The organism is Pseudomonas sp. GW822-FHT04C11, from assembly GCF_058800905.1.
In genome coordinates, this window is the sequence record NZ_JBXAMS010000001.1 from 436,890 (window position 1) to 449,879 (window position 12,990).

Annotated in this window: 11 protein-coding genes; 5 read left to right on the forward strand and 6 right to left on the reverse strand. The window is 60.0% G+C overall.

Features of this window, described 5'->3' with window-relative positions:
• Window positions 1-12: 12 nt before the first annotated feature.
• Together AC1RJ3_RS01945 and AC1RJ3_RS01950 are read left to right on the forward strand one after the other, a co-directional pair.
• Complete coding sequence (locus AC1RJ3_RS01945) at window positions 13-570, forward strand: DUF4136 domain-containing protein (protein WP_054595455.1); 558 nt, start codon at window positions 13-15, stop codon at window positions 568-570.
• A gap of 112 nt (window positions 571-682) precedes the next feature.
• Window positions 683-2,635 carry a pilus assembly protein TadG-related protein gene (locus AC1RJ3_RS01950; protein ID WP_493077187.1) on the forward strand — a complete coding sequence of 651 codons (1,953 nt, stop codon included), beginning with the start codon at window positions 683-685 and terminating at the stop codon, window positions 2,633-2,635.
• On the opposite strand, the gene AC1RJ3_RS01955 is transcribed toward AC1RJ3_RS01950, so the two are convergent.
• Window positions 2,620-5,385 (reverse strand): ATP-binding protein, encoded by a 2,766-nt coding sequence (locus AC1RJ3_RS01955; RefSeq protein ID WP_493077189.1) that lies wholly within the window; start codon window positions 5,383-5,385, stop codon window positions 2,620-2,622. The two genes, AC1RJ3_RS01950 and AC1RJ3_RS01955, sit on opposite strands and share 16 nt — an antisense overlap.
• Complete coding sequence (locus tag AC1RJ3_RS01960) at window positions 5,382-5,828, reverse strand: TadE/TadG family type IV pilus assembly protein (RefSeq protein WP_103316930.1); 447 nt, start codon at window positions 5,826-5,828, stop codon at window positions 5,382-5,384. The genes AC1RJ3_RS01955 and AC1RJ3_RS01960 overlap by 4 nt, the downstream gene beginning before the upstream one ends.
• A 75-nt stretch (window positions 5,829-5,903) precedes the next feature.
• Here AC1RJ3_RS01960 and AC1RJ3_RS01965 point away from each other — a divergent pair, with 75 nt between their 5' ends.
• The 3 genes from AC1RJ3_RS01965 (at window position 5,904) to AC1RJ3_RS01975 (ending at window position 8,440) form a co-directional block, all read left to right on the forward strand.
• A complete protein-coding gene (locus tag AC1RJ3_RS01965) occupies window positions 5,904-6,374 on the forward strand; it encodes a prepilin peptidase (protein WP_493077192.1) in 471 nt (156 codons plus the stop codon).
• A 124-nt stretch (window positions 6,375-6,498) separates the two neighbouring features.
• On the forward strand, window positions 6,499-7,266 hold the full coding sequence (locus AC1RJ3_RS01970; protein WP_489111323.1) for a response regulator transcription factor: 768 nt from the start codon (window positions 6,499-6,501) through the stop codon (window positions 7,264-7,266).
• A 784-nt stretch (window positions 7,267-8,050) separates the two neighbouring features.
• Entirely contained in the window at window positions 8,051-8,440 is a 390-nt protein-coding gene (locus tag AC1RJ3_RS01975; RefSeq protein ID WP_427529436.1) for a DUF6124 family protein, read from the forward strand.
• 254 nt (window positions 8,441-8,694) lie between these two features.
• On the opposite strand, the gene AC1RJ3_RS01980 is transcribed toward AC1RJ3_RS01975, so the two are convergent.
• The 4 genes from AC1RJ3_RS01980 to AC1RJ3_RS01995 are packed head-to-tail and all read right to left on the reverse strand — an operon-like array spanning window position 8,695 to window position 12,945.
• Entirely contained in the window at window positions 8,695-9,579 is an 885-nt protein-coding gene (locus tag AC1RJ3_RS01980; protein WP_493077195.1) for a type II secretion system F family protein, read from the reverse strand.
• Between the two features lies 1 nt (window position 9,580).
• Window positions 9,581-10,465 (reverse strand): type II secretion system F family protein, encoded by an 885-nt coding sequence (locus AC1RJ3_RS01985; RefSeq protein WP_493077197.1) that lies wholly within the window; start codon window positions 10,463-10,465, stop codon window positions 9,581-9,583.
• Between the two features lie 18 nt (window positions 10,466-10,483).
• Window positions 10,484-11,758: a TadA family conjugal transfer-associated ATPase gene (locus tag AC1RJ3_RS01990; RefSeq protein WP_054595466.1), complete on the reverse strand. Its 1,275-nt coding sequence runs from the start codon at window positions 11,756-11,758 to the stop codon at window positions 10,484-10,486.
• Window positions 11,755-12,945 carry a CpaE/TadZ family protein gene (locus AC1RJ3_RS01995; RefSeq protein ID WP_054595467.1) on the reverse strand — a complete coding sequence of 397 codons (1,191 nt, stop codon included), beginning with the start codon at window positions 12,943-12,945 and terminating at the stop codon, window positions 11,755-11,757. The genes AC1RJ3_RS01990 and AC1RJ3_RS01995 overlap by 4 nt, the downstream gene beginning before the upstream one ends.
• Between the last annotated feature and the right edge of the window lie 45 nt (window positions 12,946-12,990).

The following is a 12,990-nucleotide window of genomic DNA, read 5'->3' on the forward strand; positions in this document are numbered from 1 at the left end:
CGGAGAAAAATCATGTCCCGCCGTCTCTCATTATTGGCTTGCGCTGTGTTGCTCAGCGCCTGCCAAACGACCCAGGTCAATCACGATTTTGATGCCAGCCGCGATTTCGCCGCCTATCGCAGTTGGGCCTGGAAAGAGCCTGCCGTGCAATACCGTCCTGACGATCCGCGGATCAAGAGCGACCTCACCGAACAACGCATTCGCCAGGCGGTTGCCGATCAACTCGACCAGCGTGGTCTGCGCCCGGCCGCTACCGGTGCCAAGGCTGACGTCAATGTGCGGACCTACCTGATCGTCGAGGATCGCCAGCAGCAAATCACCACTAACTATGGCGGTGGTTGGGGTGGCCCCTGGAACGGCTACTGGGGCGCACCGATGTACAACGAAACCCGCAACGTCTCTTACAAGGTCGCCACACTTCAGATCGACCTGCTCGATGGCAAGGATGGCAAGCTGGTCTGGCGTGGCAGTGATGAACAACTGCTCAGCAGATCGCCGCAGCCCGCCGACCGCAGCGCCGCGATTCGCGCGACGGTAGGGCGGATATTGAGCAATTACCCACCGAAATAAAGCACTTGAATCATCGGCGCTGGCAAGTCGCCAGCGCCGTGCTCGAGCCTTGACTACACTGCCTGCACCACCGGAGGTAGCGCTCGGCAGTACGCCGGCAAAGGAGTGCTCGATGTCTCCCAGTTTGCAGTTTCGCGGCCCCGCCGGGCAACGTGGCGCTATCGGTTTGCTCGCGGCAATGACCTTCGGCCTGGCGCTTTTGATAGCGCTGTTGGTGGTCGACAGTGGCCGGCTCTATCTGGAGCAGCGCAAGTTGCAACGGGTGGTGGACAACGCCGCGCTGGAAGCGGTCAGCCGCGGCGGCACCTGCCTGCCGGGCCTGACGGCGGCCAGTTATGCCGGGCAAAGCGCGGTTCGTAATGCGTTCATCGTCAGCCCCACCAGCACCTTGACCACCACCTGCGGTTCGCTGGCGACGGCGCCGACCAACCTGCGCACTTTCGTCCCCAATGCCGCGCAATCGATGGCCATTCAGGTGATTGCCACCAACGTGGTGGCGACCAGTGCCGCGGCGGGTATTCAGGCATTGTTCAGTGGGGCTTCGCTCAATGCCAATACCACGCTGACTGCCACGGCGGTGGCCGCGGCGCCGCAACCGACGCTGGCGCAGCTAAGCATTCGCAGTTCGGTCGTCAGCGTCGACACCGCGAGATCGAATCTCTTGAATCCGCTGTTCTCGAGCCTTCTGGGCGGCAGCGTGAACCTGACAGCCGTGGGCTGGGATGGCTTGGTCAATGCCGATATCAACCTGCTGAAATTCATGGACCAGCTGGCCATCGAGCTGGGGGTGAGCGCAGGCGACTACACGGCATTGCTCAGCACGCAAGGAACGGTCACCCAATTCATACACGCCGCGGCAACGGTTGCAGGTCAGAACGGTGCCACGGCCGAAGTGATGACGGCGCTGACCAGTCTTCAGGTGGGGGCCAGCAATGCACCACCGATCAAACTTGGCGATGTGCTGCAACTTCAGACGGGCACCTCGACGGCCGGCCTGGATGCCACGGTGCAGCTGTTTCAGCTGGTTCAGGGCTTTGTGCAGTTGGCGAATAAAAACAGTGCGGTGACCGCCGTTCTACCGGTGAACGTACTGGGGCTGCTGGGCGTCACAACCCGTGTAAAAGTGATTGAGCCGCCGCAGTTTTCTGCCGTGGGAGATCCGGAACTAGCCAAGGCTGACCCGTTGGGCGTGAACCGGATCTATGTGAAGACGGCGCAGGTGCGAGTGCTGGCCTCGGTTGATCTGTCACTGATCAACGCGGTGTTGCAACTCGTCAACACAGGGTTGAGTGGTGTAGTTAATTTAATCAACCCGCTACTGCTGCCCGGGTGTTTGGCGGGAGGAACCTGCACACAAACTGATCTGCAAATAGTGCCTAACGGTATTAATCTGGATGTGGGGCTTGAGGCCGGAGTGGGCAGTAGTTATGTCACCGACTACGCGTGCATAATCCCCATCAGCCCCACTAACAAAAGTCTCTCCGCCACCACCGACATTGCGGCAATCAAAGTCAAAATCGGTCATATCGACCCTGCCATCTGGCTTTCGTCCTCTCCGTTACCTGCGCTTTCTCCGATCACCCTGTTCGATGTTGGCAGTACGACCTGTCAAGGTCACTTTCTAGCCCCTATGACCTGTGGTACGCGAACACCATTTGCCGGTGGTGGTGCTGAAATCATGATTGATAGCCCGATCGCAGGCACCAGCGAGTCCAACTACGCCTACAGTAATCCCAAGGACATCAATGTACCGCCATTGCCGCTTCACACTGTTTCGGTATCGGGTGTAGTTGGTAGTTTGAACGGGACATTGGGTGGGGTCACTTTGATTTCGCACACTCCCACTATTAGTGGCAGCCTGATTGGCGGGCTGCTCACTACATTGGTATCGACCCTGAGTCTGGCGACCACTCAATTGGTCGGTGCGATCGACGGCTTACTGGCGCCCTTGGTCGACCCGTTGGTCAATAACCTGCTGCTCAATCTGGGGATCGACGTCAACAAAGTCGATGTGGGGTTCAACCTCACCTGCGGTCAAAAAGGCAAAGCCTACCTGGTGATCTGATCACCCAGCGCAATCGGCAGCTCGATACAGAACCGCGCGCCCTCGGTCGAGTTGCGCACACTCAACTGTCCGCCCATGTTCTCGACGATGCCGTAGCTCACCGACAAACCCAGACCGGTGCCGACACCGACCGGTTTGGTGGTGAAGAACGGTTCGAAGATTCGCTCCAGCAAACGCGGATCAATGCCGCCAGCGTTGTCTTCGACCCACAGCTGCAGCGAGCTGTGGTCACGTTCGGCATACAGTGAAATCCACGGCTTGAACGCCGGGTCGCTTTCGCGCTTGCTCAGCAGTGCGTCGCGAGCGTTGACCATCAGGTTGATCAACACTTGTTCCAGCTGATCGACATGGCCACGTACATTGGCTTCGAAGCCGAACTCGCTGATCCGCAAGTCGACGCCTTTGCCGCGCATGCCTTCGGCCAGCAACGACAGCGTGCCTTCCACCGCTTGCGCCGGGTTGAACAACTGTTGCTCGATTTCCGAGCGCCGGCCGAACACCCGCATGTGATCGACCACCCGAGCCGCGCGCTGGACCTGGGCGTCGATACGCTTGAGTTTGTCTTGCAGGTAGTCGATCTGTACATCGCCGTTGCTCAAGCGCTTGAGCACGTTGACGATGGCCATGCGCATCACGTTCAGTGGCTGGTTGATTTCATGCGCCAGCCCGGTGGCCATTTCTCCCAGGGTGGCCATTTTTGCGCTTTGCGTGAGCTGTTGTTGCGAGCGGCGGACTTCGGTGTTGTCGCGGCCCACGGCCTGAATTTCGATCAGGCGACCCCGCTCGTCGAACACCCCGCGATCCGACCAGACCCACCAGGCATTTTCGCGCCCGGGGAGTTGCAGGCTGATTTCCGCGGTGCTCACCGGGAACTCCGGCGTCAATTGGCGCAGGCGCAGCACAAAGGCTTCGCGCTGTTCGGCCGACAGCCAGCTGCCCAGATCAACCCCCGGCAATTGTTCGGGCGTGCGTTCCAGGTACGTCGCCAAGGGCCGATTGCCGAACGTCAGCGTCAAGTCGGGACGGTAGCGGCAGATCATCGCGGGCGAATCTTCCACCAGAATCCGGTAGCGCTCCTCGCTCTGTTTGACCTGTTCGGCGGCCTGGGTCGCTTCGCTGACATCCAGCCACAAGCCGACCGCCTCCACGGGCAGCCCGAGGTCATCGCGCAGTAACCGGGCTTCATCGAGCAGCCAGTGGTAGTCGCCACGCTGGTCGCGCAGACGGTAACGCGCGCGTACCGAGCCCTCACGCAGCAGCTGGCGGGTACGCTCGAAATACAGGTCACGGTCTTCGGGATGAACCCGCCCAACCAGCGCGTTGCCTGCTAAATCATTGAGGTTCCAGCCGAGCAACGGCAGCAGGCTGGCGCTGAAAAAGCTCGGTTGCAGCGCGCCTTCGACATAGCGTTGCACATAGATCACCGCCGGCGAACTGGCGATCAGGTTGTCCAGGCGGGCATGGGCAGCGGCGGCCTGTTGCTGTTGATTCTTGATGTCGCTGATGTCGAGCATGAACCCCACCAGCCGACGCTGTTCACCTACGCCTAGCGCCTGGCCTTGCAGGCGATACCAGATCGGCGTCTGGGCGTCGTCAGCGCGGTGCAGACGCACGCACAGCAGCAAGGTCTTGCCGTGTTGTTGCAGGTCCTGCACGCGGCTGGCCAGCTCTTGGCGGTCGGCCGGATGGATCAGCGTCAGCCACTGGGCCAGCGGTAAACGGGCACTCTCCAGGTGCAGGGTGAACGCCAGTTGCGGTGCCAGTTGAACCTCGTCAATGTTGCCGAACAGCTCCCACCAACCGGTGCCCAGCAAACCTTGCAGGGCTTCGAGTCGCTCCAGTTGATGATGTTGATGCTGCTCGCGTAAACGCCCCAGCAGTGGTCCGGCCAGCGCTGCGGCCAGCAGCGACCAGTCACGCTCGCTGAGCTGCGGCGCACGTTGCTGCACCGGGTAAAAACCACAGAGCAACCAGGCTGCGACACCGTGATCGTCCCGATAAGGCACCAGAAATCCGTCGGTATTACCGAAGGTCCTCTGCAACCGCGGGTGCTCGCTGAAACCATGCGCGACGCTCAAGCGCAACGGCGTATTACCGCTCAAGCTGTCCAGGCTGGTGCCCAGCGGTTGGCCGGTTTGCCACAGCTGCGGCGCATCGTGGGCGTTGTACTGGCTGTGGATCAGCCAGCCTTGTTCCTGATCGTCGAGCAGCGCGATGGCCACACAGGGAATGTGCCAGCGCTGGGCCAGGCCTTGAAGTTGCTCGGTCAGCACCTCGGGCAGGCGCATCAGGCTGCACAGGCGAAGCTGTTCGCTCATGTGCCCGGCGAACGACTGACATTCCTCGCGGCTGTGGGCTTGTTGGCGTTCGTGCAGCAAATCACCGATGTCGAGCAACTGCAGCAGCCAGCTGTCAGGCGTCGGCTGAACCCAGCCGCGCAGGTGCAGGGTTTGGCCACCGAGGCCGGCGAAATCCAGGTCCAGGTTTTGGCCTTGCCATTCGGCGGGTGTGCCTTCGACGACCAAATGGCTGTGGGGCAGCAGGTAATCGATCAGGTGTGGGGGTTGGTCGGCGTGAGGACGCTGCGCCAATGCATGACGCAAGGGGCCACTCATTTTCAGCACCCGGCCCTGAGGGTTCAGCAGCAGGTGTAATCCGACATTCTGTGTCACCAGGCTGTAGGGCGTGTCGGGCTCCTGGAATGGCGGACGATTGAGCAGTCGGCCAAAGAGCTTTTCCCCAGGTGTCAAAATTGAAGACTCGATTGTGCCGTCAGGTTCGTCGGCAGATTGGGCACGGTGCCGACACCGGGCAGGACGAGGAACGGGATGACCTGATTGAGCTTGCTGGTGGGGTACGTCACGCTGACCGTCAGTAATCCGGTGCCTGCGTTATAGGCCGCCTTGGCGTCGACACCAAAGGTGATGTTGAAGGTGCTTGGCACCCAGGACAGTTGCTGCTGTAAAACACTGTTTGCCAGGTTCTCCATCGCCGTTGGGTAGTTGGGCGTCTTCGGATCAAGCGCGACGCTTTGCCGGACTGCCTCGGCCGTGGCTTCGTTGAATGACTGCACCAGCAACAGCGGCAGGCTGTAGCTGACGATTGCGTAGAACACCGCAAAAAAGATCACGAACACCAAGGCGAACTCAATCGCCACAGCACCTTTTTGCTTTCTGGGGAGGCCTGATTTCATGAGTGCGTCTACCCTGACAACGACTACGTGGTATGAGCATAGAATCATTCAGCCAAAGCGGACGATTTTTACCGGATGCAGAGTTTTGTCCTACTGATCTGGCTGGCGCTTTGCGCGGCACAGGATGTTCAGCAACGGCATATTGCCAACAGCCTGACCTTGGGCGTCGGGTTGTTGGCATTGATTTATCTGTTGTGGACCGGCACCACCTGGCTGGGCGCGCCTGACGTTCAGGGCGGGTGGGCATTGCTGCTGGCACTGTTGTTTACCTTGCCCGGTTATGGGTTGGGACGCTTGGGGGCCGGCGATGTGAAGCTGATGGCGACGATCGGCCTGGCGACCGACAACCTGCATTTGCTCGGCAGTTTTATCGGCGCTGGAATGTCTGGCCTGGTGTGGCTATTGATTGCTTCAAAGGTCTGGCCGCATATGAGTCAACGGCTTAGGGCCCGACTTCAATACCTCGCTCCCGAGCTGTCAAGAAAACCACCCTTTGCGCCCTTTGTGCTGATCGGCATGCTGCTGACACTGGCCTGTACCCGCTAGTCGTGCGGCACGACATATCGCTATGTACATAGTAGGAAAGTAGGTCTACTTTCTGTTCAGGCCTGTACAGCTTGCCGCTGTCGGTACAGGAGTGACAGTCTTCGGACAGGGCATGGAGGCGCACGTGAACAAGCCTACCTCTGCGGTAAAAGTGCTGGTGGTCGACGATCAACCGCTGATCGTGGAAGAGCTTTGCGAGTTTCTTGAAAGCAGCGGTTACCGTTGCGTCCCTTGTGAGTCCAGCGAGCAAGCCATCGCGTGCTTCAGTGAAGATGTCGACATCGGTTTGGTCCTCTGTGATTTGCACATGCCCGGGCTCGACGGTATTCAGCTGGTTCAGGAGCTGCAACGCATCGCCGGCAAGCACCGGGCATTCGAAGCCATCATGCTCACCGGGCGTGCCGACAAACAGGATGTGATCAAGGCCCTGCGCGCCGGGATCGCCGACTACTACCAGAAACCGATTGACCTGGATGAGCTGCTGGAAGGTTTGCAGCGTCAGGAGGTCGCGCTTCAGGAACGGCAAAAGAGTGTGCAGTTGGGGCACTTGAATCAGAAGCTGCAAGACCTTTCCGAATCGATCGATGACCTTTATCAGGACCTTGATAAAGTTCGTCGTGCTCCGCTTTTGCCGTCGGGTGGGGAGGTTGACCGGGAGCAGATGCCAGCGATCTTTGATCAGCTGTCGCCTCGTCAGCTTGATGTTGCGCGGTTGGTGGGCAAGGGGCAGACCAATTATCAGATTGCCTGTGAGTTGGGGATTACCGAGAACACGGTGAAGTTGTATGTGTCGCAGGTGTTGCGGTTGACGCATATGCATAATCGGACGCAGTTGGCGTTGGCTTTGTCGCCGGGGAGTTTTGGGGGGCGGGTGCGGGTTACGGCGCACTAGGCTCCTGGTTTGTATGTGTGTATATCCGTTATTGGTGTAACGGCTGCTTATGGTTTCGCCCTTACGGCGAGTCCCTTTTGGCAAACGCCCGGAGTGCCGGCCCAGCCAAAAGGAACCAAAAGGTCTCGCCCCGAGCGTACGGCACCTCGCCTAGGCTCGGCGTTCCCTCGCTACGGTGTCCATCAGGGGGCATCGCCTACGGTCTGCTTCGCGACGACCTCCTCTCGATGTGTCCGGCTGCGCCGTACGGCGCTGCGCGCCCACCCCCTGATGAACACCTCCACTCGGCCTCCCGATGGGGCGGGTGGATCAAAAGCAAAGCACGGCGGCCTACCGGCCGGCCTGAGTGGTAAGAGCGTGAACGGCGTTAGATTGATCGTTCCCGCGTTCCGCTTCACGAGCTGACGCGGAGCGTGGGAACGATCATTTGTGTAATGCCCGTAGGATGAGGCCGGAATTTGATGACAGCATCACGAGCAACGTAGAAATCTCCGACATGTCTTTAAGGTTGCCCCTCGGAAGCACGGCCTCTAGCCTTTGAACGTCGCTGAAATTCAGCGACAGGGTGTGAGAACCCAGGAAATTCTGTAGGCGCAAAGCGCTGGCTCTACCATAATCGTCGCCGACGTTTTTCGTCTGCGCCATGCATTATGGCGGCTGTGTGCGGGCAGACTTAGGTCTGGCCGGGTGCCTACGACCGGTATTCTCACCCCGTTCACAGCTGCCACCTCTTCGCCGAGTGAGACCGGCAAGTCGTGGCTCCCACTACCGTAGGAGCTCCATCATGATCAAAGAAACCCCTAATCCCCCCGAACACGACGACGTTTCCCCCTACGATTCTCCCGACTCAAAAAAGCTCCACGACGCTGCCCATCGCGCCCTCGATCATTACCTGAAACCGACCCTTTCGAAGCTGCGTTTCAGCGATCTGCATTCGGACCGGTTGTTTGCGGTCAACCCGGGTATCGACAATGAAAGCCTGCTGGCGAACGCTTCGGAGGACCTGGCTTCGGTCAAGGCCATGGCCGCTGACCTGGCGTTTGAGATCGAAGGGTCTCGACGCAATGTGGCGCTAGGTATTTGCAGGATGATCGACGGGATCCGGCTGCTGGTGGATCGAGCGCTGGACAATATGGACCCTGAAGAACCGGCGGAGTATGTCGTCAAACCTTAGTCGCTTGGGACGGCGATTTTTCAACGTTGAAATACGGTGCAGGACCACCTCCGTAGCAGCTGCCGAGCCTGCGAGGCTGCGTTAGAGGCGGGCCGCGTTCGGACGAAGTCCTCGCAAATCCTGCATACGCGGTTTACCTGAAAGAACGCGTTGCCTGATTTTACGACCGCTCCGTCCGGATGCGGCCCAGACCGAACGCAGCCTCGCAGGCTCGGCAGCTGCTACGGGCGACTCATTCGCCAGATGACGCGATTCTAGGACCCAAACGCCCGGCCAATAGCGGTGAAGCCCGGGCCGGCTAAAACAATCAGCAAGGCGGGAAACAGAAACAGCATCATCACCACGGACATCTTGGCGGACATTTTCGAGATGTATTCCTGCTGGTGTGTCAGGCGCCGGTCATCGAGCAATTGCTTGAGCGTGAGCAGCGATTTCATGGCGCCGCCGCCCTGATGGATCAGTTGCTGGAGGATCACGCAGGTGTCGGTGAGTTCATCTACCGTCAGCAGCGTCGCGGTCTTGTGCAGCTCCTGGCCGAGTTCCAGGCCGGAGTCGACCCGAGTCAGGATCAGCCGTAGTTCGCTGGTCAGCTCCGGCAGCAGTTTATGCGCCTCGCTGCTGAGCACCCGCAGTGACTGCTCTACGGCCATGCCCGATTCGAAGAGAATCCGCAGCAATGGAATGAACGTCGAGATCTCGATGGCAATGTTTTTTTGCCGACGTTTTACCGCATAGGCCAATAACCGTTTGGGCAAGAGATAACCCAGCCCGGCGCCCAGCATCGGCGCAAGCCAGTGGTTTTGCGCAGTGGGGTAGAACACCTGTTGAAAGAACACCGCGAGCCCGAACACCAGCAGAGGCGTGCCGACCTGGCATGCGGCGAATAACGAGCGCTCGCTGGATTTGCGCCAACCCAGGCGTGCGAGCAAGGTTTGGGTTTCACTGTCGATGCTGAGCGAGCGCTGGCCAAACCGGCTGTTGCCGAGCGCCCGCAGCCAGTTGCCGAAAGTGTTGTCGTGCGCCACATGCCCTTGCAGGCGTTGGGTGACGTGTCGCGCGCGTCGTCGCTGTTCCAGCAAATGGCCGAGCACCAGCGCTATGGCTCCCAGAAACAGCAAGGCGCTCACCAGTAAGACCATCTCAGACACTCCGTAACATGCGCCACAGCGCCAGGCACCCGACGATCTGTAAGCCAACCGCAGCGATCAGCATGTGCTGGCCGGAAGGGTCGTGCCACATGCTCAGCATGTAACCGGGGTTGGTCAGCATGAAGTAACTGGCGATGAGGAGGGGCAAGGCCCCCAGAACCCAGGAGGTCATTCGGGTTTCGCCGGTCATGGCCCGAAGCTGACGGGCGCCTTGCTCGCGTTCGCGAATCAGCTTCATCAGGTTCTCCAGCAGCTCGCTGGCATTGCCGCCGTAACGGTGATTGACCTTCAATCCCAAGGCAAACATGCGCAGTTCGTCCTGGTCGTAAAACTCGGCAAAATCGTGCACGGCGTCGGGCAGGTTGATCCCCAATTGCACGTTGCGCTGAATTCGTCCCATCGCTCTTTTAAGCGGGTTGGCGCTGGCGTCGATACTGCCCATCACCGCATCGGCCAAGGTGCGGCCGGATTTGAGGCTGCGTATGGTGTGATCGAGCAACGACGGCAACTGCTCGATCATTCGTCTCAGGCGACGCCGATAACGCCAGGAAATGTACAGGCGCAGAATCAACGGTTGCAGGACTAACAGTGTCAGCAGTCCCAGCCAGCCGTCCAGCACAAACCCGAGCAGACTGATAAACACCCAAAATCCCAGCCATAGCGGCAGACGCTCCGTCGGGCGGCCCAGGCCTGCGCGCACAAAGGTCCGCTCAAGGTTGGCCCACGCCGGGTTTTCGACGATCAGATGCGGTTGCCCCTGAGCAAGGCGATTCAGCACGCGTTCGTTGCTGGTCTTGCGCAGGCCCTGATAGAACAGCCAGATCGACAGTCCCAGCAACACGAGAAACATCAGGCTGAGCAGTATCGGACCGATCATCGCGCAAGCCTCGTCAAGTCAGTTGAGGGGCAGAGCCAGCTCATGGCGCAGCTTGTCGCCGGCGGGGTTGACCGCCTCGCGCAGAAAGCCGAAACCGGTCCGACGGTCGAAACGAAACAGGGTGTTGGTGACGTAGATGTCCTCGCGGATCCCCACCACTTCCACCACCTCGCTGACGCAGCGTCGGCCATCGGGCAGGCGCGTCAGTTGAATCACCACGTCGAGTGCCGCGCAAATCATTTGCCGTAGCGTGCGCTCGGCGATTTGACGCCCGGTCAGGCCCACTAACGTCTCCAGGCGCAACAGCGCGTCCTGAGCATTGTTGGCGTGGACGGTGCTCATCGAGCCGTCGTGACCGGTGTTCATGGCGGTCAGTACGTCGAGCACTTCAACGCCACGGATTTCGCCAAGGATGATTCGATCCGGGCGCATCCGCAGGGCGTTGCGGATCAGGTCACTGGCTTTCACTTCGCCGTGGCCCTCGGCGTTCGGCGGGCGGGTTTCCAGGCGCACGACGTGAGGGTGGCCCAGTTGCAGCTCGGCAACGTCTTCGATGGTCACCAGGCGTTCGTGAGGATCGATCAGTTGACTGAGGATGTTCAGCAGCGTGGTTTTACCGGTGCCGGTCCCGCCGCTGATGAGGATGTTGCAGCGTTTGCCGACGGCTTTCTCGATGAAGTCGAAAATCGCCTGGTCAATGGTTTGCATCGCCATCAGGTCGCTGCTTTTAAGCATGTCCTTGCGAAATTTACGAATCGACAGGCACGGCCCGTCCAGCGCGATGGGCGGGATGATCGCATTGACCCGGCTACCGTCCGGCATGCGCGCATCGACCATCGGCGATGACTCGTCCAGACGCCGTCCGAGTGGCGCGAGGATCCGTTGCATGACCCGTTCGACATGATGCGCGTCGATGAATCGCAGGTCGCTTTGGTGCAATACACCGTCACGTTCGATGAACACCCGGTGAGGGCCGTTGACCAGGATTTCGGTCACGGCGGGGTCGCGCAGCAGCACTTCCAGTGGACCGAAACCGGTGAGTTCGTCGACGATTTCTTCTGCCAGACGCTCCATTTCGTAGCGCGAAATCGCCAGGTGCAAGCGGGCGATGTATTCGGCGACCTTGTCGGTGACGAATTGCGCAAGGAGCGGGCGCGAACCTTCCAGCAGGTTTTTCCCCGACTCTTCGATGGCATCGATGACATAGCGATGCAGCACCAGCTTCAGGCCCTCGTGGTCGGTGTTGCCGATCGGACTTTGAGTCTGTGCACCGAAGAGTTTTTCACCGCTCATTTGTGGCCTCGCAAGCGATTCAGCCAACTGATTTTGGGGGTTGCCAGCGTTTCAGAGTGCTTGGCCAGACGTTCGCCCAAGGTGCGCAAGCTTTGGGTCAGGACCTCGCGGGGAGCCAGGTCAAACAGGGTTACGCCCTGGTTTTTGGCGTTGAGCCGAACCTCTGGGCTGTAGGCCAGGACGGCGATGACTTCGAGGCCAAAGGTTTTGCCCAGGGTGTCGGCGTCCGGGGCGGAGTGGCGCAGGTAACGGTCGACCAGCAGTTGGGCGTGCTCAAGCTTCATGCCTTTTTCGCGCCACAGGTTGAGCACTGTGAGGTTGCGTCGGCAGTCGAGCACGCTCTGGTCGGTGTACCACAGTAATTTGTCGCAATGGCTGACGAAGGTGCGCAGGGCTTCGCTGTCAGGTTGGCCGGTGAGGTTCACCACGATGTGTTGAAAGTGTTGTCGCAAGGCGCTGAGCAACATGTACAGCTCGGCGGCGCTGGTGCGCTCCAGCGGTTCGTCATTGTTGGCGTAGGCGAGGATTCGCAGCCCGGCTTCGGCGCTGGTGAAGGCGCTGTCGATCAGCGTCGCATCAAGGCGCCGCAGATGCCGCAATGCATCACCAAAATGGAACGAGCTCTCCAGGCCTAACAACGCCAGGCTGTCACCACGGGGCAGGCCGAGGTCGAGCAGCAAGGTGTGCTGGCCACTCTTCTGGATCACCAGGGCCAGGTGTCCGGCGAGCAGAGCGCCGTCGGCGTTGCTTTGGGTGCCGAAGAGCACTGTCAGGCCACCCATTTGGGTAGTGGTTGCGACAGGCGGCAGACGTTTGCTCAGGCGTCGTACCAGGCCCGAAACTTCGCTGGCGCGTGAGCCGTAGGCAACAAAATCCCGGGCCCCGGCGCGCATGGCATTGAGCACCAGCTGATTGTCCATGCCGTCGCCCAGCGCGACGATGGCCAGCATCGGTTTGGCTGCCAGCGCGCCTTCGATCAACGCGCTCTGGGCCACTACATGGTCGCGGTCGAGGCCGATGAACACCAGGCTGGCGAAGGTCACGTCGACCAGCGCGAGCAGTTCATCGAGGCTGCCGCCACCGGCGCTGACCACTTGGCCCAAGGGCGCCAGTGCGCCTTGCAACCATTCAAGGTCAGTGCTGTTGCGAGTAATCGCAAGGAACGTCTGGCTCAGGTTCTGGCTCATGGTGAGAGTCCGATGCGTGTGTCGAAGTTGCCGTTTTTGAGGCCA

Coding starts and splice junctions, on each gene's coding strand:
- AC1RJ3_RS01945 (WP_054595455.1), top strand. CDS start 13: ATGTCCCGCCGTCTCTCATTATTGGCTTGCGCTGTGTTGCTCAGCGCC.
- AC1RJ3_RS01950 (WP_493077187.1), top strand. CDS start 683: ATGTCTCCCAGTTTGCAGTTTCGCGGCCCCGCCGGGCAACGTGGCGCT.
- AC1RJ3_RS01960 (WP_103316930.1), bottom strand. CDS start 5,828: ATGAAATCAGGCCTCCCCAGAAAGCAAAAAGGTGCTGTGGCGATTGAG.
- AC1RJ3_RS01965 (WP_493077192.1), top strand. CDS start 5,904: ATGCAGAGTTTTGTCCTACTGATCTGGCTGGCGCTTTGCGCGGCACAG.
- AC1RJ3_RS01975 (WP_427529436.1), top strand. CDS start 8,051: ATGATCAAAGAAACCCCTAATCCCCCCGAACACGACGACGTTTCCCCC.
- AC1RJ3_RS01980 (WP_493077195.1), bottom strand. CDS start 9,579: ATGGTCTTACTGGTGAGCGCCTTGCTGTTTCTGGGAGCCATAGCGCTG.
- AC1RJ3_RS01985 (WP_493077197.1), bottom strand. CDS start 10,465: ATGATCGGTCCGATACTGCTCAGCCTGATGTTTCTCGTGTTGCTGGGA.
- AC1RJ3_RS01990 (WP_054595466.1), bottom strand. CDS start 11,758: ATGAGCGGTGAAAAACTCTTCGGTGCACAGACTCAAAGTCCGATCGGC.
- AC1RJ3_RS01995 (WP_054595467.1), bottom strand. CDS start 12,945: ATGAGCCAGAACCTGAGCCAGACGTTCCTTGCGATTACTCGCAACAGC.